Genomic DNA, 25672 nt, shown 5'->3' with positions numbered 1-25672 from the left:
CTTTCTTTAGCGAAATGGTCCAAGGGATATGACCGGTAGCCGCTGAATTAATGCTCGCTTTGGGCAATCGAAGTCCCCGAGGCGGGAGACTTGGATTGGGACGCCGTCGCGTTTAGTTCTTCTTGCCTGTAGCTGCCCAGTATATGCCGGCATACAGGTGATTCAAATATGCCGGATCGCTGAAGATGGCGGGGATGTGGCCCAGGGCTGTGTAGAAGGAGCGGCCGCCGTCGTAGTTGTGATACCAGGCAACGGGATGGAGTTTTCCCATGCCCAGACCTTTTTTCTCGCCCCATTGCACTTTGGGATCATAGGAAGTTTCATCGACGGCGAGGACGTATTTGAGGCCTGCGATTTTCTCGGGGCCGAATTCATACCATTCGTCGGTCCAGAGTTTGCCGTCGGCAAATCCCTGCAAACCTGGGAAGGTTCCGTCGACGATGTTGAGTTTGGCGGTTTGGATCACGGGGTGGATATGGAACATGCGTCCCACGAGTTTGGTGTACCAGTCCCAATCATACTCCGTGTCGGACGCGCTGTGAATGCCTACGAATCCTTTGCCCGAGCGGATAAAGCGTTCCATTACTTTTTGCTGGGCAGAGTCGAGGATGTCGCCGGTGGTGTTTAAAAAAATCACCACCTGAAATTGTTCCAGATATTTATCAGTAAAGCCGTTGGGGTTTTCAAACAACGACACGTCGAAGGAGTTCCGAACGCCCAATTGCTGAATGGCCAATACCCCGGAGTGTAACGATTCGTGATGCCATCCCTTGGTGGTGGTTACGAGCAGTGCCTTGAATTGCTTCTGTGCAACGGCAGTGAAACATAGTGATAGCTGCAGGGCGAGCGCGGTGACGACGATCTTTCGGAAGTTCATATTTCTTGGTAAGCTTTTGGTGCATCGGAAATTAAGATAATTTTTTTACAAATCAACCGACGTTCCGGACCAACGGCGCGATGGCTATTCAATCTTTCCTGGTGACCTTCAAATACTTAGTACTTCTATCGGAGGCTTTTAAAACTATTTTCACTGCGCTACCTTCATGGCATTGTGGCGAAAACAAATCCGTATGATTTTCCGGGTCGGCCATCCAAACGGAATCGAGATTTGTCGCAGACTAAAAAATATCAAATTCCCATTCAATCGGAACAAAGACATGAAGAAGACAACGCTTTTCATTTTTCTTGGCTTGCCACTTCTGATCATCCATTGTGAGGTGGAGAAGCGAAAAATCGACTATGGGTCAAACGACGGAGCGTACATCAGCATTCGCGGTAAAAAAATTTACTATGAAGAATATGGAAAGGGTGTGCCGCTTTTATTGCTCTCCGGGGGTGGCCACAGTCGGAGTATCAAAGATTTTGCGCGCTGTATCCCGGGTCTTTCTCAACATTTCAGAATTATCGCGCCAGACACTCCCTCCCAAGGGCGATCAGAACAACCCGATAGCATCAGCTATGAGATCCTGACCGAAACCATGTCACAACTGATCGACAGCTTGAGCGTCGACAGTTTGTATGTTATGGGGTGGAGTGATGGAGGGATTGTTGGCATTCTGCTGGCGGAAAGACGGGCGGACAAGGTGAAGAAAGTAATTGCTGTTGGAGCCAACAACGGTAAACGTGGTTTCAATATTCCCCCGGGAATTCCTTTGGATTCTGTTGTACCGCCTTCGAAGGAGATATTCGAAAAGCTTAACAAGCAGTTGATCGAGGATTATTCAAAGCTACCAGGCAAAGATTGGGTGAAGCTCCTGGAAAGCCTGAACAAGATGGTATACGCTGACGAGTACTTTTCAAGATCTATTTATGACCGCATAAAGATCCCCGTCATGATCGTTGTTGGAGACCGGGACGACATTTCAATCGCGCACGGAGAAGAGATGTACAAATCAATCCCGGGAAGTCAGTTCTGTGTTCTTCCCCATACGTCGCATGAAGTATTCAAAGAGCAACCTGAACTGATCAACCGGGTGGCGATTGGTTTTTTCAATGATACACCTCCTAAAATAAGCGCCCGATAGCCAGCCCGGTTAGTATGACCTGGAAACGCTTCCGTTCGGCCAAAAGGGGCAGAGGGGGGTAAATCAGCACAGGATTAGCTTTAGGTTGTCGTTTTTGTTTCTTAAATTCGTTAGGTGTCGTGGGACAGCCGCGGCGCTATAACCATTCCTTCGTCATTTGACTTCATCTCTTAGGTCCCGCTGTGTGTCGAGCCTATCGTTAGCTGTCTTTTTTGGGCGCTCCTGCGAAATATCAAACGGATGGCAATTGACTCGCGACGTTTATAACGGCTTAATCTTGTGTTATGGGCACGACGATCATTCGGTTTTTAAACATCATCTTAGTCGCCCTGCTGGCAGGTACAAGTTTTGGAATATGGGTAGGTCTAAATCCCAGGGACTATTCGGCAGCAACCTATATTGATCAGCAACAACACCTGGTTCTTTCCCTTCAGACTTTGTTGGTTTCGTTGGTGATCATAGCAACGCTCGTCACCATCACATCCGCTTTTCTTCAGCGAAAAGACAAAAGGACTTTCATGGCCTTGCTGGCCGCGGCAGGCTTTCTTTTGCTGTGCATCGTCATCACGCGGTTTGGTAATCTTCCCATCCAAAAAGAAATGCTGACCTGGAATATACATGCTGTTCCCGAGGATTGGACGGTGTTGCGAGACCAGTGGTGGTCGTTTCATATCCAGCGGACCGTTGCAGAGCTGGTGGCATTGGCCCTTGTTGCATGGACCAGTGTCCAAAGAAGCAACGCATAAAGTAAAAAGGACGACGTGTTCCCGGATACAGGTTTGAACATTGATCAAATGCGAACCTGTAGAGCAAAATCCACTCCGGATGTGGAATTGACGCCCCATCCTTTTATTAGAGAGCGTAACGTTTTGAAATTTCAAACTTTACAGGTGGACATTCCATGGCACGGATTTTACAAAGTCGCTTTCGCTGCAGTACATCATTTTGTACAAGTATAGAGATGAAAAACCTTGGGATCATCGCTTGTCTCCTCCTTTTCTTCATTCAGGCATTTGGTTCAATGGGTCAAGCGGTTGGTCGTGCCCCTGTCATCACGGGCCAAACACCGTCGCCGTTGTCGACCCTTCAGGGTGTGCCGATCACGATAACGCTGGCCAACCTGATCGTGACACCAGGAGATCCGGCATCTGAATATCCCGACGGGTTTACATTGGAGGTAAATTCGGGCAAGCACTATAACGTCAGCGGGACTACCGTTACACCCGACCCGAATTTTATCGGGCTGCTTACCGTGCAGGTTCGGGTGAGTGAGGGTGGACAGGACAGCAAATGGTTCAATTTCAAGATCAACGTCCTGTTGTCGACGGATATTGCCCCCATCATCATCGCGCAAACGCCAATCACCATAAGCCAGGGCGGAGGCGTAACGATAAGCTTCGATCAACTAACGGTTATCGATCCTGACGACATCTACCCATCTGGTTTCACGCTTACCGTATACGGTGGAGCTAACTATACAGTCAATGGAACAACGGTGACGCCTGCACCAAACTTTTTCGGCGATCTGCAAGTCCAGGTATCCGTAAATGACGGTGAAAAGGAAAGCAACAAGTTCAAGCTAAAGATCACCGTGACTAAAAATGTTGCCCCTCTTATCACGGGACAGGTTCCCATTTCCATCAATCAAGGGCAAAGTGTTGCGGTTGATTTCAATCAGTTGACGGTAACGGATCCCGACAACAGCTACCCATCTGGTTTTACGCTTACCGTTTACGATGGAGCTAACTATACCGTCAATGGAACAACGGTAACACCTGCGTCGAACTTTTCGGGGAGTCTAAAAGTCGCGGTGTCGGTAAATGATGGCAAGGCCGAAAGCAACCGCTTCGATCTTAAAATTGAAGTAAAAGTCCAGCCGATTGCACCGACGATCACAGGGCAGCAGCCCTTGACGGTTAACGAGGATCAATCGATCGCCATTAAGCTCACCGACCTTACTGTTGTCGACCGGGACAGTAAATATCCAAAAGACTTTACTTTAGCGATTTCTCCTGGAGCCCATTATACCCTGAATGGAAGTACCGTTATTCCTGAAAAAAATTATGCGGGACCTCTTTCCGTCATGGTAAGCGTCAATGATGGCGCGAATGATAGTCCACCGTTCGATCTCCAGATCTTCGTTGTGGCCGTCAATGACAATCCGGTGATCACGGGTCAAAGGACTTTGAGTGCCGATCAAGGCACTACGTTCACCATTAGTCTTTCGGATCTGACCGTTGCTGATCCCGACAACACATACCCAAACGATTTTACTTTAAAGATCGCCCAAGGTAACAATTACGTAGTGGCAGGAAATACGATAAATCCATCGCCGACTTTTGTTGGAATGCTCAGCGTGACCGTTTCGGTAAACGATGGTACAGTAAGCAGTCCTAATTTCAATGTGCAGGTGGAGATTATCGCAGTGAAAAAGAACGTGGCTCCTACCATTGTGGGTCAAAAGGACATTAGCATAACACAAAATACTTCCATCACCATTCAGCTCTTCCATCTGGAAGTAAGCGATCCTGACAATGAGTACCCCGTAGGATTTTCATTAAAGGTTTTTCCGGGCACGAACTATACGGTTTCGGGGACGACGGTTACTCCCATCGCGGGCGTTGTCAACGGCACGCTTCGGGTTGTCGTGCAGGTGAACGACGGATTGGATGACAGTCCGCTATATGAATTAAAGATCCAGGTTACCCCTGTTTCAGCGACGCCCCAGATAAACGGGCAAAAGGAATTGGTCGTGCTGGAGGATTATGCGATCACGATTTATCTTTCCGATCTCTTCGTGACCGACGCGGATAATCCCAACTATCCGCAGGGCTTTACGCTTTCGGTGCTGAGCAATAGCCAAGGTACTTACAGTGCGAATGGAAATGTTGTTACACCTGCTCCGAATCTTAACGGGTTCATTGAAGTTGGCGTGACGGTCAGTGATGGCGTAAACACGAGTGGTGTATTCCAGTTGGCCATTCTGGTCAGTCCTGTAAACGACGCTCCCGTGATCACGCTAGCGGAAAGTGCACCGATCCCTTTCGAGCCCGGGACTGAACCTATGGAAGTCTTTCGGAATTTGGGGCTCGCCGACGTGGATAATACATACCTGAGCATGGCGGAAATAAGTTTCCGCGAGATAAACCACAGCCCAAAAAATGACGAGTTGGTTTTCGACTATAACAATCCAAAAATAAGAGCCATTCAGGATTCTGCAGGAGGTTTGTTTCTGATCGGCAACGCCAGCGTAGAGGAGTATCAGACGGCGCTGCGCTCGATAAAATATAATTATCGCATTACGGAAGTTAATGGTGCCCCCGAAGCTATATTGTCCGGATCGAGAACGATTTATGTTTACGTGAGCGACGGACAAAGGGTAAGTTTGACGTCGGAGCGCGTGGTTGACATCGAGGGACAGATTGAAATTGACATTCCTAATGCGTTTACTCCAAATGGTGACAACGCGAACGACACGTGGCATGTTCAACTATTGAACAAGGACAAGCTTGATGAAGCTATTATCAAAGTGTACAATAAACGCGGATTGCTCCTGTATGAGGCCAATGGATTTGAGCGGGATTGGGATGCGATATTTCGTGGTGAGCGGTTGCCGGTGGATACGTATTTTTATACGATCGATATTAAGCTTCCGTATGGGAGACAGACATATAAGGGGGTGGTGACGGTGTTGTATTGAGCTGTTGGGGCGAGATCAGAGGCCCGAGGCGGGAGACGCTGGGGTGTATTGAGCAATCAGAGTCCCCGAGGTGGGAGACTCTGATTGGGACGGGCGTTCCTTCGCGATGGATTTGTTATATTTATTTGTGAATTCAGGAGTAGGAACCAACTTGAAAAAAATGAGAATCTCTGTCAAAGACTTTTTATACCTGTCGGCCCTGGCAGTTTTTTTTTCTTGTGGGGGGAACAGGGATGCTGCGCAATTGCGAGGTGAGATAAAGCTGTTGGATCTTGCGCAAGGCGAGATCGCGCTTTGTGGATCAGGAGCTGGCCAGTTTGGGAAGGTTTTGTTTGGTCAGGCTTGCTCTGAAAAAGTGAGGGATGATTTTAATCTTGCTACGGCGTTGTTGCATTCCTTTGAGTATACGGAGGCGGAAAAAGTATTTGCAAAGGTTATTGATGCCGATCCCGAGTGCGCCATGGGATATTGGGGGGCGGCCATGTGTAGTTTTCATCCGTTGTGGGAAAGGCCTGGAGAAGCTGATTTGAAGAAGGGCGCAAAAATTGTTGCCCTGGGCAGATCGGTGATTAAGGATAAGGCTTCGCGGGAGTCCGATTATTTGGAGGCGATCGCCACGATCTATGATCATTGGGATTCGCTGGATCACCAGACCCGTGTTTTAAAATTTGAGAATGCATCGTTGGCACTGTATCAGAAATATCCAAACGAAACCGAGTCGGCCGTATTCTATGCCCTGGCGTTGCGTGCTGCCGCAGATCCGGGCGACAAATCCTTCGTCAAGCAAAAGAAAGCGGGCAATATGCTGGAGGCCATTTTTGTAGATCAACCGGACCATCCCGGAATTGCGCATTACATCATTCATACGTATGACTATCCTGAACTGGCAGAACTCGCCTTACCTGCTGCCCGAAAATATGCCTCGATCGCTGCAGCGTCGGCGCACGCGCAGCATATGCCTTCGCACATTTTTACGCGGCTGGGTCTTTGGAGCGAGTCGGTGGCGTCGAACCTGAATTCCGTGTCGGCGGCGCAATGCTATGGTGAGAAAATGAAAATGAAGGGCCATTGGGATGAGGAACTTCATGGGCTTGATTATTTGATGTATGCCTACCTTCAGCAAGGCAACGACACGAAAGCAAACGAGCAATTCGATTATTTTAAATCCGTGAAGGCGATTGCGCCCGAAGCTGGAAAGGGTGCATTTTCATTGGCGGCAATCCCCGCACGCTACGCCATTGAACGACGCGACTGGAAGGCAGCCGCCGCCCTCGACTTTAGCCCGGCCATTTCCAGCTGGGATCGTTACCCCTGGGAGAAATCCAACATCACTTTTGCGAAGGTATTGGGAGCTGTTCATACGAAAAATATAGCGGCAGCGAAGGACGAATTGAAAGTGTTGCAGAACAGCTATGAGGCGTTGGTGAAAGCGAAGGAAAGCTATAAATCAAATTTTCTCGCCATCCAGATCAAGGCATCCGAAGCCTGGATCAAGTTTGCCGAAGGAGATGCCGCTGCGGCGGTTTCATTCATGACGGCGGCGGCTGAGATGGAAGATAAAACCGAGAAGCACCCCGTTTCGCCTGGCGAGATTGTTCCGGCGAGGGAATTACTCGGTGATCTTTTCATGGCCATGAACGAACCGGCAAAGGCACTGGAAGCGTATGAAGCCGATCTGACGCGGCATCCGCGTCGCTTCCATGGGCTCTACGGCGCTGCGCAGGCCGCGGAAAAACTAAAGGACAGAAAGAAAGCAACCGAATACTATCTGCAGCTGAAGGACGTGACTACCGATTCGAATTGTAGCCGGCCGGAGATTTTGGTCATGAACGCTTTTCTCAAGGGCAACTCCTGAAACAAGGGATCATGAGTTTGTTTTTTTGCTTATTACAATGCTAAGTACTTCCCGAGGCATTTCAAGTTTCGCGCGATGAACATTTTAGGTGACAACCTTCCAGCCTTTTAGATGGGCTTTCCAATAACTTTAGCTTAATTTTAAATGACGGATTTGGAATAAACCCTCAATTTCATTTCTACTCACGTGCGACATGGAATAAAATCGATCTCAAAGGTTCGTGGTATACCGCTGTTGATTTGCATACTATGGGCTCATGCCTTGACCGGCCAGCAAGCCGATCTGCGCCACAGCGAGGCTCGCTCTCCCGCCGAGTCGGAAATCGACAGCTTAAAAACGCTTTTAATACACAGCACAGACGCCACGCGCAAGGTGGAAATCTACGACCAGCTTTGCTTTGCTTATGCCAGCACCTTGGGCGATGTCGGTCTGGCACACCGGTATGCGGACAGCGTGAAATTATTAGCCGATGAATTCAGTGACAAGTCCATATTGGCGGCTTCCCATTATTGTTATGGGGTGGTCTCGCGCTATGAAGGGAAGTATCCGGAAGCGCTCGACCATTTTCAACGACAGATAGAGTATGTCCATGCTTCCGGGGATTCTTCCCGGTTGGCCAACACCTTGTTCCAGGTGGCCGTTGTGCAGGAGGGACTTGGTCGCTATGAACAAAGCCTGGCCACCAGCTACCAGGCCCTGGCGATGCACCAGAGAAACGGGTCCGCTTATGGCATGGCCATCACCTTCATGCATATCGGCAATTTGTTTATCAGGCTAAAAAATTATGACAAGGCGATCGACATATACCATCAATCCCTGCGCTTATTCGACAGCCTGAGCCCAGACCTGAAATGCCGGATGGGCAAACTCAGGGTACTGATGAACCTGGGCAATGCCTGGTCGGAATTGAAGCAATATGAAAAAGCGCGAACGTTCTACAAAGAATCGTTGGTCATCAGCCATGCTCTGGGATCAAAACGAACCGCGGGGACTGCGTTGAGTAGCATAGGAGAAATATTGAACGCCTTGGGACAATACGATAGTGCGCTGGTGTATCATCAGCAGGCATTGTCCATCCGGGAGCAAATGTCACAGCGGGAAAAGACGCTGTTGAGCCTGATCTGTGTCGGCGAGACGTATATGTTTTTGAAAAAATATCCTTTGGCGACCACGCACCTTTTGCGTGCCCTTTCATTGTCGAAGGAGTTCCGTTCCAAACCGGGTTTGCGCGACACGTATCAGAAGCTTTCGGTGCTGTATTCAAATCAGGGTAATTATCAAAAGGCCTATGAATATCACCAGTTGTTCGCCGCCATGAAGGACAGTGTGCTGAATGAAGAGACCGCCAAGCAATTCAGCGAACTTCAGACAAAGTATGAGACCGGTGAAAAGGACAAACGGATCGCGCTGTTAGCCAAGGAGAAAGAGATCCAGCAGAAGGAATCACAGCAACAAGCTACGCTCAACAGAGCTTTTGCCGGTGGATTTGTTTTGATCCTGTTGATTGCTGTTTTGGCCTTTTATATCTATCGCCAGCGGATGCTGCTCACCATAAAGACCAACGAAGCAAAAGAGGCCCACTTTAAACGACAGGTAAGCGAAATGGAAATGAAAGCCCTTCGCGCACAAATCAATCCGCACTTTTTATTCAACTGCATGAATAGCATCAATGTGATGATCGGCAAGGGCGATACGGAAAGTGCCAGTCTCTATTTATCCAAATTCTCAAAACTGGTGCGCTTGATCCTGGAAAATGCGGGCGCCTCGGTGGTGACGCTCGAAAGCGAGATTGAACTCCTGGAATCGTATATCCAGCTGGAGGAATTGCGTTCGCCCGGAAAGATCAGTCATTCTGTCTTGATCAACGCATCGATTGATACACAGGGCACGTATCTTCCCTCGATGGTCTTGCAGCCTTTTGTGGAGAACGCGATATGGCACGGGATCATGCACAAAGAGTGTCAGTCGAAAGGTTCTATTTCCATCGCCATAGAGCCACAGGAGGATGCGTTATGCTGTACCATCGAAGACAATGGCGTGGGGCGCGAGCGGGCGCAACAGCTTCGGGACGCTTCGTTGTTGCAAAACAAATCCATGGGTATGAAGATCACCGAGCAGCGCCTGCAACTCCTGGGCAAACCGGCCAGCCGTCACTATAATTATATCAACGTGGTGGATTTGAAAGACGCCGGCGACAGGCCGCTGGGCACACGCGTGACGGTCACTATCCCCATTTGCAATGATTGACGCCATACTTGTCGACGATGAAACTGCCGGATTGGAGGCCCTTCAATTGGCGATTGAAAAATATTGTCCGGACATAGCCATCAAAGGAATTTACAGCAAACCCGAAGAAGCTCTGGCGGGCATTCAGAGGATCAACCCTAACCTGGTGTTTTTGGATGTGCAGATGCCGCAAATGTCGGGGTTTGATTTATTGCAACAACTATCGCCCATAAATTTTGAAGTGATCTTTGTTTCCGCCCACGACCAGTATGCCATCAAGGCGATCCGGTTCAGTGCGCTCGATTACCTGCTGAAGCCTGTCGATGTGGAGGACCTGATGCATGCGGTGAACCGGGTGAAGGAAAGGCAGAGCAAAACGATGAATCCCTATCAGTTCCAATCGGTGCTCAACAACATTCAGCTGAAATCGGGGAGGGTCGAAAAGCTGGCGGTGCCAACCTTGCAGGGGATCGATTTTTTTAACACGCAGGACATCCTCTATTGTAAAGCAGAGGGAAGCTATACGCAAATCATCTTAAAAAATAATCAGCAAGCGTTGGTCTGTAAAAACCTGAAGGACTTTGAAAGCCTGCTTTCCGAGTCGGGTTTTTTCAGAGTGCACCACTCGTATATCATCAACCTCGCTCATGTAGAAAAATATGTGAGAGGCGAGGGAGGCTATGTGGTGCTCGCAGAAAACCACCACGTAGACGTTTCGCGCAGAAAGAAAGAAGAATTTCTGGGATTGCTGGACAAGCCCTGATCTCGCGAAGCTTGTGCTGTTTAGCGCGATGCTATTTCAACGTACTGTACCGATCTCCCATAATATCTTTGATCATCCTCCTGCTGCCCATCACCGCAGTGCCCTCCACTTGTAAAGTCAAAGCAACCAGTTGTGAAATCAGGTTCATCGACTTTTATCTTTTCCGTTAGTTTAGTTTGATAATCTACTGTAATCAGTTTTCCGTCGTCAGGATGGGCGACATGTTTTCCGGTACGTGCAGATCGACGGCGATGCGCTGAAATCATTGAGGACGATCGATCGGCACGGCTAACGGCGGCGCTTTGTTTGTAGCGTTGATGCGCAAGGGACTGGCGAAGGCTTTTGGATAATGTATGAATGTCAAAAATCACGATGAACATGAACACTAAAAATTGGGAATCGAATACTATACAGAAACATGTTTCTGTCATTTTGCTTTGTGCGCTCCTGGCGTGCGTGAACAGTTGCACGGAAGAAAACAATCCGGAAGCACAGTTACCCACCTTGACCACCCTTACGATCAGCAACATCACATCGGCCTCGGCCACCAGCGGCGGAAACATTACGGATGATGGTGGCGCTGAGGTGACTGCGCGAGGCGTTTGCTGGAGCACAAATGCCAGCCCTACAGTTTCTGATTCTAAAACGATGGACGGAACCGGCACCGGCACTTTTGCAAGCTCGTTAAACGAACTCGCAAAAAACACTACCTACCATGTCCGCGCCTATGCCATCAACAAAGTTGGGACGGCCTATGGAAATGAGCTGTCCTTTATGACCACCGATATTTTGACCGTGCCCATCCTGCTGGCAACAACGCCCGTTTCCGCCATTGGACAAACGTCAGCCGTGAGTGGCGGGATCGTATCCAGCGATGGCGGAGCGGGTGTTACCATGCGCGGCGTATGCTGGAGCGTGAACCACAATCCGACAACCGACGACGCTAAAACGACCGATGGACCCGGTACGGGAAGTTTTACCAGCACCCTCAGCGGACTCATGCTCAACACCAAGTATTATGTGCGCGCCTACGCGACGAATAACATCGGTACGGGATACGGGGAAGAAACCTATTTTACTACCCTGGGCAGTAGCGGAGTTCCAGGAGACGTGGTTGATGCCGATGGTAACGCTTATAAAAGCGTGACGATCGGCTCGCAAATCTGGATGACGGAAAACCTGAAGACCACAACCTATAGTGATGGAACACCCATCGCCTTCATCACCGATAGCCTGGGGTGGCTGGCCGATAATCAGGGCGCCTACACCTGGTATCGCAATGACAGCATTCACTACTCGGGGACTTACGGCGCGCTGTACAATTGGTATGCCGTGAACACAGGGAAACTATGTCCCACCGATTGGCATGTGCCGTCGGAGGATGAATGGATCACCTTGCAAAACTATCTCATTGCCCATGGCTTTAATTATGATGGTACTACCAATGGCGACTGGAAAACCAATAATAAAATCGCGAAAGCCTTGTCCGATATTACCACCTGGGAGTCTTCTGGCGATTTGGGTTCCCCCGGCAACACCGACTTTCCAAGCAACAGAAATGCTACCGGGTTCAACGCGCGGGCAGGTGGCTTTAAAGATTTCTATGGCTCATTTGGTTTTTTTGTCTCGCAGGGTCTTTGGTTCCCGTATGCGGGCCTTGAGGGCTCGTGGTGGACTTCATCTGAAGAAGTTCCGGGCGCTGTTTCCGCCTTTTGGCATCAGATCAGTACGTATCAGTCGGGGGTTCTTCGGAGTCATAATGATAAATACTATGGGCTTTCGATTCGGTGTGTGAAGAATTAAGGTTGGGAAAATCAGAGTCCCCGGGACGGGAGACTTTGACTTGGACGGCGGACCGGTTTGGGTGTTATCCCGCGGACGCTGTCCTCCCTTTTTTAGCGGGTGGTGCGTGCGCGTGTTTTAAACAATTCTTGACTCGGAATAGAGATCGTATGAAGCGACCAGTGATTCCCTGCCGGTCGATGATTTATATGTTTCATACCCGCCTATTTCGTCGCGGCGCTCCACATAAACCGGTAGATATTTGGAGTCGTATTCGTCCCAAATGACCAACAAATAATTGTAGCCAATCTTGCTGAGCCGGCCATTTTCCAGCCAGGCATTAAAAACTTCTTCATCCAGTGATTTTGGGAAATCGGGCCCATCGAACATAGTAGCGGGATATTTTAATCGTGAAAGTTAGGTAAAGTCCGGCGTGGTAGCAAAGTGTCCCGGCTTGGGGACTTTGCGTTTTGAATGATCCATTTTTTTAAGCGGTGGGGGATTTCGAGCAATCAGAGTCCCCGAGACGGGAGACTCTGATTGGGACGGGGCGCTCCTTCGATTGTGCCTGACGGCCACCGCCCATTGTGGTAGCAAAGTCTCCCGCCTCGGGGACTTTGCGTTTTTAAAACAACCCATCACTCTCCTCAGGGGGCCCATCCCCCAACTCCCCAAAATTACCTGCCTTTGCATCCTAGTTACAAGCCTGGGAGGTCTGCCAGAGGTTCCTTTGCAGAAAAAACTAATAAACAACTCAGTTATGAAAAAGACTCTCATGCTTCTCTACGGGATCATTGCCTATGCAATTTTCTTTGGGACATTCCTTTATGCCGTCGGCTTCGTTAGTTCGTGGTTCGTGCCGAAGCATATCGACAGCCCGCCGCAGTCGTCGTTGGGCTTTGCGCTGTTGGTCAATGCGGGGCTTCTTTCCCTGTTTGCCATCCAGCATAGTGTTATGGCGCGGCCTGCCTTCAAGCGTTGGTGGACACAATTTGTTCCGACGCCCATTGAGCGGAGCACCTATGTTTTGTTGGCCAGTTTGTGCCTTATCCTCTTGTTCTGGCAATGGCAGCCGATGGGCGGTGTTATTTGGACCGTTGAATCGGAAGGAGCGGCCACCTTTCTGAAATCGCTTTCCATGCTGGGCTTTGGCATTGTTCTGGTGAGCACATTTCTGATCAATCACTTCGACTTGTTCGGGTTGCGCCAGGTGTGGTTGAATTTCAGAGGCGAAAAATATACGGATCTTCCTTTCCGGACGCCCTTCTTTTATAAGTATGTGCGTCATCCCTTATACCTGGGATTTATGATCGCCTTCTGGGCAACCCCGGTCATGACGGCCGCCCATTTGTTCTTTGCCATCATGACCACACTCTATATGCTGACGGCCATCCAATTCGAGGAACGCGACCTGGTCACACACTTCGGCGTGAGGTACAAAGACTACAAACGTTCTGCCCCGATGCTGATCCCGTTCACCAAAGCTTCAAAAGCTAAAAAGGCAGACCGGGAAACGTCGGAAGTGACGGTTTAAAATTTTCAGGTAAGGATCATCATCTCCTGGTAATTTTCACGACCAACGGGCAGGTCGTGAAACATTATTGGGAGATTATTTTTGGAGTGGATGTCATCATGGAGTATTCCGTGGGGGTGACGCCAAATTGTTTCTTGAAGCACTTGGTGAAATACGACTGGTCATTGAACCCCACGGCATAGCCGATCTGCGTGATGATGTCCACTTTCTGCCGGATCATTTCGGCGGCGCGTTTCAACCGGATGTCCTTGATAAAATCGTTGGGTGAGAGGCCGGTGAGGGCTTTGATTTTCCGGAACAATTGTGTGCGGCTCAGGTTCATTTCTTCGGCCATCTGCTCGACGGTGAAGGTGTAGTCGCCCAGGTAGGCGTCGACGATGGAACGGGCCTTGTCGAGAAACTTGTCGTCGAGCGAGGCTTCGGGCGCGGGCGTGGGGGAGACCAGGATCCTTTCGCGAAACTTCTGGGCCAGTTTTTTTCTTTGACTGATCAGGTTGTCGATGCGCACCAGGAGTTCGTCGGGCGAAAAGGGTTTGGTGAGATAATCGTCGGCCCCGGTTCTCAGGCCATCGATGCGCGCCTGCGGTTCATTTTTAGCGGTGAGCAAAATGACGGGAATGTGACTGGTGCGTTCATCGTCTTTGATTTTTTTGGTGAACGCGATGCCATCCATCCTGGGCATCATCAGATCGCTGAGCACCAGGCTGGGAACATACTTTAAGGCGAGTTGCAGGGCTTCTTCTCCATCGCTGGCCGACAACACGGCGTAGTTATTATTTTGCAATGTGGCCGCCATAAATTCCCTGAGATCGGTGTTGTCTTCGATCACCAATACGGAGTCTTTGTTGTGGAGCAAGGATGGCGAAGTAGTGTGATTGCCGGCGAGGTCAACCGTTTGGTGACCGATGTAAAAAGGAGAGAGCGCATCGCTGTCGTCCACCACCACGCTGGCATCGAAGGCCTCTTTGTGCACCGGGATCCTCGCCGTCAGGGTTGTGCCCTGGCCCGGCTCGCTTTGTAGGGAGATGGTGCCGTGGTATAGCTTGATCAATTCTTTGACGAGCGGAAGACCAAGCCCCGTGCCTTGTTGCTGCGACGCGGCCTGCTTGGTTTGATAGAAAGCCGAAAACACGTGCTCCTGTTCTTCCTTCGGAATCCCCGTGCCGGTGTCGGTCACCACAAGAGAAAGATCCCGGTTGTCGACGAGGTCGGCCGAAATGCTCACCGTCCCACCGGCGGCGGTGTATTTAAAGGCATTCGACACGAGGTTGGTGACAATCTTTTCGGTTTTGTCCTGGTCGAACCAATAGGATTTGTCGTCGAGGTTGATGTTCCGGATGAACTCAATTTGTTTATACTGCGCCAACGATTCAAACGATTCGGTAATGGCCATCAGGAATAGTTTGAGTTCGCCCTGACGGATGTGCAGGTCCATCTTTCCCGACTCGAGCTTGGAGAGGTCGAGGAGTTGGTTGACCAGTTCCAGCAGCCGGTTGGCGTTTCGCCGGATCAAGACCAGGTTCTTTTTTCCGCCCGCAGGCAATTTCTTTTTCAACTCATTTTCCAACGGGGCGAGGATCAACGTGAGCGGCGTGCGGAACTCGTGTGATATGTTGGCAAAGAAATCGGTCTTGAATTTGTCGACCTCCTTCAGCTTGTCGTTGAGCAATTGCTGGATGTCGAGCAGTTGTTTTGTTTTTTGTGTGCGCGACCGTTGCAGGCGATATATCAAAAATGCGATCGCCAGGGCCAGCACCACGCCGCCGATGAGCGCGTTCCTCCAGATCTGGTGGATCCGTTTTTCCTGTTCCAGCAATTGGATGGTCTGGTCTTTTTTTTCGGTTTCGTATTGTGTTTCCAGCGCTGCAATTTGCCGGCTGCTTTCCAAACCATAGAGACTGTCCTTCAGATTGAAATATTTTTGTTGGTAGGCCTGTGCCTCTGCGATGCGACCGGTTTTTGTTTTGATCGCGACGAGCCCGGCGTAGGTTTCCAACAGGGCACTCTTGGTGCCGAGTTCAAGGCTGAGTTGCTCGCAGCGTGTGTATTGTTCGTCCGCCTGGGAAAGGTCGTTTAGATTCGCGTAGTACATGCCCATGCGCGTGCGGGTCAGCAGCTCTGCACTTTTATTTTTGAAGGCCAGCGCGATCTGCAAAGCTTCCTCCAGGTACAGCTTTGTCTTTTCTCTTTCTTCATCGCGGTTGATATAGTACAACGCGACGTTGGAGAGCAAGAGATTTTTGATCGAGATATCCTTCCGGTTGGCGAGGTGGCGAAGGCCCGTTTCATAATAGCAGAGGGCCTCTTTTCCATCGTTCCGTCGCCGGCAGTGATTTCCCAATGCGTTGCACGCCCGGGCGATGCCTTCAACATTTTGTATTTCCAGGGCCAGGGTGAGGCCGCGGCTGGTAAAATCCTCGGCCTTTCTATTGTCCAGTTCCGTGTAGAGCAATCCCAGCAGCATGTTGGCTTCCATCATGCCCTTTTTATAACCCACGGCATCGCCGGTCTTCAAGGCCAGCAGGCCGTACTCAATTCCCTTTTCAGCGGCAGGCTCCAGCCAGGCGAGCAGACCCAGGGCGACGTAGGCGTCGCATTTGCCGATCTCGTAGGCACGATCTTTTGACAGGCGAAGCGCCTCTTGTGCATAGGCCGTCGCCGAATCGGGGAAGGACACCCTGATCTGGTAGGCAAGCCTGTTGAGGGCGTCAATTCGATGCGTGCCCTCGAGTGTTCCCGAGGAAAGTAGCGCCCCCAGGCTATCGGCAGCTGACTGCCCACATACCCCGAGGGGCATGAACAGCATGATGAGGAGCACTTTTTTCATAACCTGTAGTTCGTTAGCTAAAGTTAACCTACCGGACCCTGGCGAAATCGGGCGCGTTTGAAATATACCAGGCGTTGCACCATAGATACCTGATTTCCCTGAGGCGCTTCGCTTGTCCTCCGGACTTTGCGCCTAAAAATTTACGAGGCTTTCGGCAGACAGCCGTTTGAATGGTCCAATTTTTTTTTAACGATGGGGAATTTTGAGCGATCAGAGTCCCCGAGACGGGAGACTCTGATTGGGACGGGGTGCTCCTTCGATTATGTCTGACGGCCGCCGCCCACCGTCGTAGCAAAGTCTCCCGCCTGGGGGACTTTGCTACTTCAACTCCTCCCTGACCTTTTCAAGCAACACCTTCGTAGCTTTTATCCCATCATCGTTCGACAAATAGGACGTGTCGCCACCGAAGTCGCGGAGGAGGCCGCCTTCATATTCAATGCCCACATAGCCACCGGTCCAACCCGATGCTTTGATGATGCCGAAGATCTTGTGGAAGTCGGTTTCGGGATCCTCACCGCCGGCCGCGAATTTATGCGTCTTCGCACTGACGCCTTTGGAATAGGGCATCATCATCTCAACGCCTTTATACTTGTCGTACTCTTTCAAGCATTTGGTAGCCATCAGCGCCTTAAAGTCCATCGACTCGGCCTTTGTTCGCTCCATGCAGAAATTGCCAAAGTCGGGTAACAAGCCTTTATTTTTGGCACCGAGTTGTTTCATGATCCCCACCAGCCATTCGGGATTGGAAGAATGTCCGAAGTGGTTTTCCACGATCACGTTCAATCCCGCTTTGCCGGCATATTCGAGCAGCTTCCCATAACCATCCACGGCTGCCTTCGCCGCATCGGGTGCACTGGCTTCCTCACCTTTGCCGGTCATCGCACTCATGGCGTCGCCGAGGTTGACCCGGATGCTCGTGCATCCCAGAAACTTTGCTGCATCCACCCAGGGATAGTGACTTTCAACAGCATGCTGTCGTTTGGCGGCATCCACCGCGGCAAGATTCTCGCCATCGACCATGATCAGGTGACTCTTGGCACCAAGGTCATCGCACATGCTTTTGAGTTCCTTCATGTAGGCCGTGTCCGTGTGTTTGTTATTGAAGAAACCGGAAACCCATTCCAGCACGCTGATCCCATGATCGTTGACGGCCCGTTGGGGAAAATCGAAGTTGGTCATCTTGTTGGTGTACAACTCCGAAGCGTAAGAGAACTCGGCCAGCGAGATCTCGAAGGTGAACGGCGCCGCGGAAGCGGTGGTTTTTGCCTGGAGCGTCGACGGGATCAAGGTTGCCATACCGAGGCCGGCCGATGCCAGGCCGAGGGTCGAAAGAAAGTCTCTGCGTGTGTAGTTCATGGTGTTGTTTTTTTTATTGCTGGTGGTACTGTTAGGAGCTGTTATTACTCTGCTGAAAAGGTGACGGAAAGCGGAATATACAAGGCACCCGTGGCCTTGTCGTTCTTGAAAACAAAAAAGAGGTCGTTCATGCCGCTGCTGTTCACCGCTACGCGATGGGGAACCGGCATGCTTTTACTCATCATTGCGATCGGCTCGTTCGAGGGTTGAATAAACTCCGTCTGCCCGATCAAAGGACCGTCGGCCGATCCGGTGTGGACCTCGATGATGCCGCCCATCGAATTCAGTTGCTCGACGGGAGCGGTCACGGCGAAGTACAGGTTCTTCACACCGGTCATGTCGATCTTTTTGAAACTTGCATAGGTATTGGGCGCTGTCACGATGAGGAGGTTGCTGTCGCCCATTTTGAAGCGCATGATGTTGGGCGATGCTTCGTCGGCATTTCCGAACAAGATCGTGGGACTCCGGAGGGTGATCGTTTGCTCCGAGGCAATGGCCTTCACCCCGTTAAAGCCTTTGTCTTTATACGATGCCGACATCCTATACACACCTTTGGTCGGGTCAACGCCTTCGGGAATTTTCACCGTGACTTCGCCCTTCACGGGAAGGGTAGGCTCCGGCTTCTTCACGCTCGAAAGACTGAGGATGTATTGAACGATCTGTTTGGCTTCAGGCAAGCCGATGTCGGGATGCGGTGCCATCGCCACGTCGCCCCAAACGCCGGACCCGCCCTTGATAACCTTGCTGGAAAGCAAGTTAATATTGTCGGCGGTCGGTTTGTATTTCGTGGCGACGTCGAAAAAAGCAGGGCCAATCGATTTCTTGTTCTCAAAGTGACAGGCTTTGCAATCGCTCCGGGCCATAAGACTTTTACCAGCCATGAACGTAACGGGTGCTTCCTGGTGCCCGGCAGGTTGTGGGCTGCCCTCGCCGTCCTGGTAGTTCGCGGTGATGCGCACACTCGAGGCCGCTATTCGTTTATCGTCAAGACTTCCGTCTTCTTTATCCGAAACTTTTACTTCGTAGGCGATCTTCTGATTGGGAAAGAAGAAGGATTGATTGCTGCCGGCCAGCGACAACGACACCACGGGCGGTTCATTGCCCGCAGAGATGGCGAACTCCTTTGCCGCCGACAAACCTTTTGTGTCGGTGACTTTGAGTTTTACTTTATAGTTACCCGGGACTTTAAAGGCAAAGGAAGCGTTGGCCTCGGTGAGTGTTGCCACCGGGGCACCCTGGGCGTTTGTTATTTTCCATTCGTAACGAAGCGTATCGTTGTCATAGTCCTTCGTGCCTTCAGAGGAGAACGTTACCTGCAACGGTATGGCTCCTGCCGACGTGCTGGCCGAGGCCACCACAACCGGTTTGCGATTGCCACCATTGTATTCGATGCGTACCAGTTTCGACTCCGGGTTTCCCATGAACCAACCTTGTCCATACTCCAGCAAATACAGATCGCCATTCGGACCAAACGCCATGTCGATGGGGTGGTCGAGTTTCAGGTTCGGGAGAAACCGTTCCATGCGGGAGTAGTTGCCTTTGTCATTCAGCGTGACCACGATGATCCAGTCGCGCATCCACTCATAGATAAACCATTTGTTATCGTAGTAGGCCGGGAAGGCGCGCCTGGCATTTTTAAAATCGCCGGCATGATACATGGGACCCGCCATGGCGCTGCGGCCCCCACTGCCCAGCAATGGGAACCGGTTCGATGAACCGGGAGTGTACCAGATCGTGGCTTTTTGCGCGGGAGGCAATTCTTTCAAACCGGTGTTGTTCGGAGAATTATTGACGGGCTTGTCTGCAACAAACTGCTCACCCGACTTTTTTGTCTCGAAGTCAAAATCCCAGTACGCTTTGTTGTCGCCAACAAAATAGGGCCAGCCAAAATTGCCGGGAGCTTTCGCGATGTTGAATTCGTCTTCTGCCGTGGGCCCAAGGCCAGTGGAATCTTTCCCAGCATCGGGGCCAACATCGCCCCAGAACAAATAACCCGAGTGCTTATCAACCGCGATGCGGTATGGATTCCGGTGACCCATTGTATAGATCTCGGGTTTTGTCAGTTCCGTTCCCTTCGCAAAAAGGTTTCCCTCCGGGATGGTGTAGGTGCCCGCGGGTTCGGGGTGGATCCGCAGCACTTTTCCGCGCAAGTCGTTTGTGTTGGCCGACGATCGTTGTGCATCGAATGGCGTTCTGCCGGCACGTTCATCGATCGGGGCATAACCGTCGGATGCCCGCGGGCTGGTGTTGTCGCCCGTAGATAAATAAAGATTGCCTTGAGCATCCCAGTCCATTGAACCGCCGGTGTGACAGCACTCATCGCGTTGCACGGGAACTTCCAGGATCACCTTCTTCGATGCCAGATCAATTTTATTCCCCGTCATTTTATATCGCGCCACCACGTTCACCGGGGTCTTTCCAGTGGGAGAGTAGTACAGGTAAATCCAACCGTTGGTAGCAAAGGCAGGATCCAGGGTCAATCCCAAGAGTCCATCTTCGGCTTCCGCCTGAACGCCCTTTGCGTCGGGGTTATACTTCGTGCTCACGGGGATGGTCGCGATCACCGAGATCTTTTTTAGTGTGGGTTCATACAACTTGATCAACCCATGTCTTTCGATCAGCAGCACCCGTTCGTCGGGGAGGATGGCCATCTCGAGCGGTTCGTTCAGACCCTGTGTCAACACCACTTTTTCGAACCTGTTTTCGTCGGGCGTCTGAGCCCCTGCCGTGGTGGCCACCAGGAGCACCAAAGCGCTTAATATTTTATGCATAGTCTGAGGTGGTTTGAATTTCACTTTTACTGTCTATTTTTACTGTGCGTAAGGTATACGCAATGTAATTAAATTTAAGTGCGTAAGAAATACGCACTGTAATGAACTGATTTACATGGATTTAAAAGAGTATTTTTCCAATATTTTGCGGGAAGTTTCCATCGATTGCGTCATCTTCGGGTTCACCCAAGGCACGTTGAAAGTGTTGCTGGTCCGCTGGAAGTCCATTGACAAATGGAGTCTGCCGGGTGGGCGCGTATATAAAGATGAAGGTGTGGAGGAGGCAGCCGACCGCATTCTTCTTGACCGGACAGGATTGGAGGGAGTTTTCTTGCAACAGTTCAATACGTTTGGCAAGACCAACCGGTTTGTTCACTATTCCAAGGAGGAAACCCTTGCCTTGGTGGAGGAGTCTCTGGGTGAAACGTTTGAAGGCTTGGATATATCGCCGCGCACCGTTTCGATCGGATATTATGCGCTGGTGAACATCGATAAGGTTGTGCCGAGACCGGATGCCATTTCGGATGCGTGTTCATGGTGGGATATCGATAAGGTTCCCAAGCTCTTGTTCGATCACAATGAAATGATCGACGTCGCCACGCGGACGATCCGCAACGAGATCAGGCATCAACCCATCGGAAAGCTTCTTCCCGACAAGTTCACGCTGAACGAGATCCACAAGTTGTTCCAAACCATCCTCAACGCCGAACTCGATCGAAGAAATTTTCACAAGCTGATCACGGGCTATGATTTCCTCGTCAAGCTGAACGAAAAAAAGACGGGTGTAAAGAACAAATCACCTTACCTCTACCGGTTCGATTTCAAGAAATACGAAAAGGCGCTGCGGGAGGGAATATCTATTTAGTTTTATCCTCCTGTACGATCTTGGGTGTTAGCGGACATCTTCATCGCGCCGACGTTTAGTTTGCAGGATTTTTTGTACATTTTGTTCAAACCCGTTAGATATGGATATAGAACAAAATTCTCTCCCGTATTGGAATCTTCCACAAAGAATTGTCTTCCGATTCCTGTTTGCTTACCTGGTGCTTTACATCTTACCCTTCCCGTTGTATTACATTCCGTTTTCGTGGTATGTATTGGGTCCGCTTCATCAACTGTTCGCGCAACTGGTGGAGGCGACGGGTCCGTTGTTGATCGGCAAATACTACACGCCCTTCCACAACACAGGCGCGGGCGACACGTCGTTTACCTACACCATGATATTCATTTTATTGCTGCTGGCGACCGTCGTCACATTGGTGTGGTCGTTCCTGGACAGGAAGCGATTGGCCTATGGAAAACTGGCAGCCGGATTGAATATTCTTGTGCGCTACTACCTGGGGTATGTGCTGCTGAATTATGGGTTCAGTAAGGTCTTCCCCCTTCAGTTCCCGACCCCGTTTCCGGGGCGATTAAGTGAAACGATCGGAGAGGCGTCTCCGATGGGTTTGCTTTGGACGTTCATGGGAGCGTCGCCCGGCTACGTGATGTTTACAGGGGCGGGAGAAGTGTTGGCCGGGACGTTGTTGCTTTTCAGACGGACGCGGTTGTTGGGCGCCATCGTGGCGGCCTTTATTATGTCGCACGTCTTCGCGCTTAACATATTTTATGATGTCCCCGTAAAACTTGGCTCGCTCCATTTCTTGCTGATGTCACTCTTCCTGATGGCACCCGATGCGAAGCGGCTGGCCAACTTGTTTCTTTTGAACAAACCTGTTGATCCGGAAACACCTGGCCTGACCATCAACGACAGGAGGCTTCGATGGCTTAGAATTGGGCTGAAGGTCGGACTGATCTATTTTATATTTTTCAACACCATGGTCTACGCCTGGGAGCAGAAACAAGAAAACAACAACATTGAACGGGAGGTTGCCAACCGGACCACGGCAGGAGAGTTTGAAGTTTTACACTTCATTGTCAACGGCGACACGCTATCGGGCGTGAATACAGAAACACGGCGGTGGAGGAGTGTGCGGTTGGGCGGCGGTGTAATGGCGATTACGTACATGGATGGCATGATGATCCCGTGGCACTGCTCGATTCAAAATGGCGCGAAGAAAATCAAGGTTTTTTCGAAAGACCTCACCACGTCCGGCGACTTCAGCTTTGAAAAACAGGATGATCAATTATCCTTCCAGGGAATTTTGAATCAGGATTCGATCCGTATCGTTTCCAAACGAGTATCCGAAAATCCTTTTCTTTTGTTAAGTCGCAAGTTTCAGTGGATCAGCGAGGAGCCTTTTAACAGGTGACCCTTTCGCGCCTTGTTTTCTTTCATGATATCACGGCAAAGGAGAAGGAAAAATCTGCGACACATGACGTGCTTTTGAAAGAAAGATCCGTTGGATCACGACAACAGCGCCCTGAGCGTTTCCGCAGCAAAGTCCACTTCCTTTTCCGTGTTGAAGATGTGCAGCGAGAACCGTATGCCGTTGAACCATTGCTTATGAGTTGGTCGGACGCTGAGTTTATATTTCTCCAGGAGCATGTGCGAGAAGGAAGTTCTGTCCAGGTTGTCGGGCAATTGACAGGCCAGCATGGGAGCCGCAAGTGGTCCTGCAACCGGACTCAGGATGGTTAAGCGCTTGATCTCCGAAAGGTGTTTATACAATCGGCTTCTGAGCGCCAGGTTGTGCGCTTCGATCCGCGAGATGCCAACGGATTGGATATACTCGATCGCGCTTCCCAACCCGAATATTGCGGCCTGATTGACCACCCCATTGGAATCGTTATAGGTGTTGTGAGATTCCTCGAACTGCATCGGTCGAATCAGATCCCTTGCTTCTTCTGACAGATAGAGGAGACCGGTGCCTTTCGGTCCCATCAGCCATTTATGACCGCTCGTGGCGTAGGCGTGACATCCCAGTTCTTTAAGATTGACGCTTATGGCACCGGCAGCCTGAGCGCCATCGACGACACATAAAATATTTTTGGATCGGGCCAATGCTGAAATTCTTTCAACCGGCAAACGAAGGCCGGTCGATGATGTGACGTGACTTATGCTGATCAGCCGCGTATCCTTTGTGATAGAATCGCTGATCTTGTTCAAGACTAGCTCCACATCATTTTCGCCGGGTGGAATGCTGATCATGTCGATCACTATGCCGTAATACTTTTGATAATAGTTCCAGCAAAGTATCCCACCGCCATGTTCCTGGTCGGTGGTAATAATACGATCACCCGCTTTTAGCCGCAAGCCTTGGGCGATCGCGTTCATACCCGCGGTTGTGCTGGCGGTGATCATCATTTCGTGCACATCGCAGCCGAGAAATGCCGCCGCCGTTGTCCTTGTTTTTTCCGCCAATGATTCGGCGCCCCATTTTCCATAAAACTTTAATGGCAGGGATTCCAATTCTTCCCAACGTTTCTTTGCTGCTTCCATCGTGTCGCGGCGACAAGGCCCCAGCGTTCCTGTATTCAAATAGACCACTCCCGGCTCGAGGGCGTATTCAAGGTTTGATGCTGTGATGGATGTCAGCGGATTTGTTGCTGCGTGGGCGGGGGCGAGGGGATTAACCAGCAACCCACTCGCTGCCCCTACGGACGCGGCACCCAGGAATTGTCTTCGATTGTAGTTCGATGTACTCATATGAAAATATAGTGATTATCACGGGATGTATAGCTCACTATAAGAAATATGACGTACAGGTTGAGAGAATGGGCGATCAGGTTTTTGCGTTAGGGCCTTCTCCGATGCGGCTGGTTCTTGCGCTTTTGTTATTGATATTCAACTACGTATCGTACGGCTACTTCACCGTATATCCTTTACCTTCCATACAAGCGGTGTAGGCCTTCTTGAAACTGTCGGTCATGGCCGTTTGTTGTTGTGCCGCGGCTTGGTTGTTGGCCTGTTGTTGCTGGGCGTCACCCACTTTTTTTGCGCGTCGTCCGGCAAGACCGCCGGCAACGGCACCGATGGCTGCACCCTTTCCCGCATCGCCGGCGATGGCGCCAATGGCTACCCCTGCGGCAGCACCTCTGGCGGCACCCTTAACGGCCGTTCCATCGGGTGAGGTGTCTACTTTTGCAGCTTCCACTTTGGGAGGATTGAGCGGATCGACGCCCGATTGTTCTACCGCCCACTTGTAACAGTCGGTGTCGTCTTTGTCTTGCGTGGCCTGGCTCTGCTTCTTGGCGGGGAAGATGTAGATGCCAAGACTCTTGGCAAAGGAAGTATGTGTCGCAGCGTCAGGTGTTTGTGCAAGGCTGGCGGATGCGGCGACGAGCACGTAGGTGATCAATATTTTTTTCATGGGGTTTGCATTTTTGTTGACATAATTGTTGAAGGGCGCTATTCCGCTGCCATGAACTCGTAGCCGAGCTGTCGCAGCACATCCGCTTCGTTGTAGAACGTGCGGCTGAGCGTGATCTTTCCATTTTCGATACGGTACACCGCGTTCATGTTGAGGTATACGGGGCCGCGTCCGTCCTTGTAGGTGATCTTGAGGCTCGCCCAATCGGATACATAATCGCCCGGGTGAGGACCGTCAGTGACCTTGGCCGTGATGTTTACGGTTCTTCGGTAGTCGATCTTGTCATAAAGATTCTCGGCCACATTTTTCCAGTTGGCGATGGCTTCCTCCTTGTTGGTGGAATCTGTAAAGGAAGGGCCATACCCAATGTAGTTGTCGGCCAGGAGGTCGCTCATGGTTTTTGTGTCTTTCTCTTCTACTGCCTTGATGTACTTTTCAATCACGGCGATGTTTTCCGTATTGGTTTTGTGCTCGCTGCCGGAGCACGCCGCCATAAAAATGACTATGGCAGAAAGCGCGGGAAGTGTTCTCATGATCTTTTTGTGGTTTAGTATAATCGTTCGACGGTCGGGTGCGAATTC

At 50.7% G+C, this 25672-nt stretch carries 19 protein-coding genes; 10 read left to right on the top strand and 9 right to left on the bottom strand.

The genetic code is table 11. The annotated features are described in order from the left end of the window. Positions 1 to 112: 112 nt before the first annotated feature. Positions 113 to 877, bottom strand: coding sequence for a ThuA domain-containing protein (locus BUB30_RS15520; RefSeq protein ID WP_073135720.1), 765 nt, complete (start codon positions 875 to 877; stop codon positions 113 to 115). 280 nt (positions 878 to 1157) lie between these two features. Between BUB30_RS15520 and BUB30_RS15515 the strand changes: the two genes are divergently transcribed. The 6 genes from BUB30_RS15515 (at position 1158) to BUB30_RS15490 (ending at position 10568) form a co-directional block, all read left to right on the top strand. Then, positions 1158 to 2024, top strand: coding sequence for an alpha/beta fold hydrolase (locus BUB30_RS15515; protein ID WP_178377124.1), 867 nt, complete (start codon positions 1158 to 1160; stop codon positions 2022 to 2024). Positions 2025 to 2308: 284 nt separating this feature from the next. After that, positions 2309 to 2770 (top strand): anthrone oxygenase family protein, encoded by a 462-nt coding sequence (locus tag BUB30_RS15510; RefSeq protein ID WP_073135718.1) that lies wholly within the window; start codon positions 2309 to 2311, stop codon positions 2768 to 2770. A gap of 215 nt (positions 2771 to 2985) precedes the next feature. Then, positions 2986 to 5724 carry a T9SS type B sorting domain-containing protein gene (locus tag BUB30_RS15505; RefSeq protein ID WP_073135716.1) on the top strand — a complete coding sequence of 913 codons (2739 nt, stop codon included), beginning with the start codon at positions 2986 to 2988 and terminating at the stop codon, positions 5722 to 5724. Positions 5725 to 5884: 160 nt separating this feature from the next. Then, positions 5885 to 7579: a tetratricopeptide repeat protein gene (locus tag BUB30_RS15500; RefSeq protein ID WP_073137265.1), complete on the top strand. Its 1695-nt coding sequence runs from the start codon at positions 5885 to 5887 to the stop codon at positions 7577 to 7579. 234 nt (positions 7580 to 7813) lie between these two features. Beyond that, positions 7814 to 9826 (top strand): tetratricopeptide repeat protein, encoded by a 2013-nt coding sequence (locus BUB30_RS15495; protein ID WP_143164945.1) that lies wholly within the window; start codon positions 7814 to 7816, stop codon positions 9824 to 9826. Continuing rightward, positions 9819 to 10568, top strand: a complete 750-nt coding sequence (locus BUB30_RS15490; protein WP_073135712.1) for a LytR/AlgR family response regulator transcription factor — start codon at positions 9819 to 9821, stop codon at positions 10566 to 10568. The genes BUB30_RS15495 and BUB30_RS15490 overlap by 8 nt, the downstream gene beginning before the upstream one ends. A gap of 20 nt (positions 10569 to 10588) precedes the next feature. Here the strand turns inward: BUB30_RS15490 and BUB30_RS15485 are convergent, their stop codons facing one another. Next, a complete protein-coding gene (locus BUB30_RS15485; protein ID WP_073135710.1) occupies positions 10589 to 10948 on the bottom strand; it encodes a hypothetical protein in 360 nt (119 codons plus the stop codon). Between BUB30_RS15485 and BUB30_RS15480 the strand changes: the two genes are divergently transcribed. Further along, complete coding sequence (locus BUB30_RS15480) at positions 10947 to 12371, top strand: FISUMP domain-containing protein (RefSeq protein WP_178377123.1); 1425 nt, start codon at positions 10947 to 10949, stop codon at positions 12369 to 12371. The genes BUB30_RS15485 and BUB30_RS15480 overlap by 2 nt on opposite strands. A 117-nt stretch (positions 12372 to 12488) precedes the next feature. Here BUB30_RS15480 and BUB30_RS15475 read toward each other — a convergent pair whose 3' ends face one another. After that, a complete protein-coding gene (locus BUB30_RS15475) occupies positions 12489 to 12740 on the bottom strand; it encodes a hypothetical protein (protein ID WP_073135706.1) in 252 nt (83 codons plus the stop codon). A gap of 370 nt (positions 12741 to 13110) precedes the next feature. Here BUB30_RS15475 and mddA point away from each other — a divergent pair, with 370 nt between their 5' ends. Beyond that, the gene (mddA, locus tag BUB30_RS15470) at positions 13111 to 13884 is read left to right on the top strand and encodes a methanethiol S-methyltransferase (protein ID WP_073135704.1); all 774 of its coding nucleotides are present in this window, start codon (positions 13111 to 13113) and stop codon (positions 13882 to 13884) included. 64 nt (positions 13885 to 13948) lie between these two features. On the opposite strand, the gene BUB30_RS15465 is transcribed toward mddA, so the two are convergent. From BUB30_RS15465 to BUB30_RS15455, 3 genes are all read right to left on the bottom strand, one after another. Next, positions 13949 to 16711 (bottom strand): response regulator, encoded by a 2763-nt coding sequence (locus BUB30_RS15465; protein WP_073135702.1) that lies wholly within the window; start codon positions 16709 to 16711, stop codon positions 13949 to 13951. Positions 16712 to 17029: 318 nt separating this feature from the next. Further along, the gene (locus tag BUB30_RS15460; RefSeq protein ID WP_073135700.1) at positions 17030 to 18067 is read right to left on the bottom strand and encodes a sugar phosphate isomerase/epimerase family protein; all 1038 of its coding nucleotides are present in this window, start codon (positions 18065 to 18067) and stop codon (positions 17030 to 17032) included. A 44-nt stretch (positions 18068 to 18111) separates the two neighbouring features. Then, positions 18112 to 20838: a PQQ-dependent sugar dehydrogenase gene (locus BUB30_RS15455; RefSeq protein WP_073135698.1), complete on the bottom strand. Its 2727-nt coding sequence runs from the start codon at positions 20836 to 20838 to the stop codon at positions 18112 to 18114. Positions 20839 to 20953: 115 nt separating this feature from the next. On the opposite strand from BUB30_RS15455, the gene BUB30_RS15450 reads away from it, so the two are divergent. Together BUB30_RS15450 and BUB30_RS15445 are read left to right on the top strand one after the other, a co-directional pair. After that, the gene (locus BUB30_RS15450) at positions 20954 to 21703 is read left to right on the top strand and encodes an NUDIX hydrolase (protein WP_073135696.1); all 750 of its coding nucleotides are present in this window, start codon (positions 20954 to 20956) and stop codon (positions 21701 to 21703) included. 100 nt (positions 21704 to 21803) lie between these two features. After that, positions 21804 to 23090: a hypothetical protein gene (locus BUB30_RS15445; RefSeq protein ID WP_073135694.1), complete on the top strand. Its 1287-nt coding sequence runs from the start codon at positions 21804 to 21806 to the stop codon at positions 23088 to 23090. Between the two features lie 95 nt (positions 23091 to 23185). Here BUB30_RS15445 and BUB30_RS15440 read toward each other — a convergent pair whose 3' ends face one another. The 3 genes from BUB30_RS15440 to BUB30_RS15430 all read right to left on the bottom strand — a co-directional run bounded on the left by BUB30_RS15440 (position 23186) and on the right by BUB30_RS15430 (position 25624). Further along, positions 23186 to 24427, bottom strand: coding sequence for an aminotransferase class V-fold PLP-dependent enzyme (locus BUB30_RS15440; RefSeq protein ID WP_073135692.1), 1242 nt, complete (start codon positions 24425 to 24427; stop codon positions 23186 to 23188). 157 nt (positions 24428 to 24584) lie between these two features. Further along, a complete protein-coding gene (locus BUB30_RS15435; protein ID WP_073135690.1) occupies positions 24585 to 25091 on the bottom strand; it encodes a YMGG-like glycine zipper-containing protein in 507 nt (168 codons plus the stop codon). 38 nt (positions 25092 to 25129) lie between these two features. Continuing rightward, on the bottom strand, positions 25130 to 25624 hold the full coding sequence (locus BUB30_RS15430) for a nuclear transport factor 2 family protein (protein ID WP_178377122.1): 495 nt from the start codon (positions 25622 to 25624) through the stop codon (positions 25130 to 25132). Between the last annotated feature and the right edge of the window lie 48 nt (positions 25625 to 25672).

The organism is Chryseolinea serpens (genome assembly GCF_900129725.1).
GTDB classification, from domain to species: domain Bacteria; phylum Bacteroidota; class Bacteroidia; order Cytophagales; family Cyclobacteriaceae; genus Chryseolinea; species Chryseolinea serpens.
This window is presented reverse-complemented; position numbering and strand designations above follow the sequence as displayed.